This window comes from Myxococcus llanfairpwllgwyngyllgogerychwyrndrobwllllantysiliogogogochensis, assembly GCF_006636215.1.
GTDB lineage: Bacteria > Myxococcota > Myxococcia > Myxococcales > Myxococcaceae > Myxococcus > Myxococcus llanfairpwllgwyngyllgogerychwyrndrobwllllantysiliogogogochensis.
The window spans coordinates 1-432 of the sequence record NZ_VIFM01000812.1; the positions used below are offsets into that span (position 1 = coordinate 1).

Here is a 432-nt window from a genome sequence, read left to right on the forward strand (position 1 = left end):
GCTGCGGATGCGGGGTGCGCTGCCGGCGCGGGCCATGGCGTAGGCGACGGCGCCGCGTGCGACGGCGGCGTCGAGGCGGGGTTCATCGACCGCCAGCAGGCGGATGGGCGGGGCGCCGGCCGGCTGCCAGCCGCGCAGGGTGGCGAGCAGGCGGTCGCGCAGGGCCTGGGCGTGGAACACGCCGCCGTTGAGCAGCACGGTGTCGGGCAGGGCGCCGCCCTGGCGCTGCAGGAAGGCGGCGATATGGCGGGTGATGGCGGCGTCGTGGGCGTAGGGCAGGCCGAATTCGACGAGGGCGCCGCGCGCACGCAGGGGCTGCGCATCCGCCGCGACCTGCGGGAAGAACCCTTCCACCAGCAGCCGGTCCACGTCGGCGCGCGTGAGGGTGGCGGAGCGCGCGCCGCCGATCAGCCGGCTGCCGCTGCCCTGGAG

At 77.5% G+C, this 432-nt stretch carries 1 pseudogene; it reads right to left on the minus strand.

What is annotated here, in order from left to right:
- Nucleotides 1–432: pseudogene (locus FJV41_RS57460) on the minus strand (Hsp70 family protein); the annotation flags it as partial.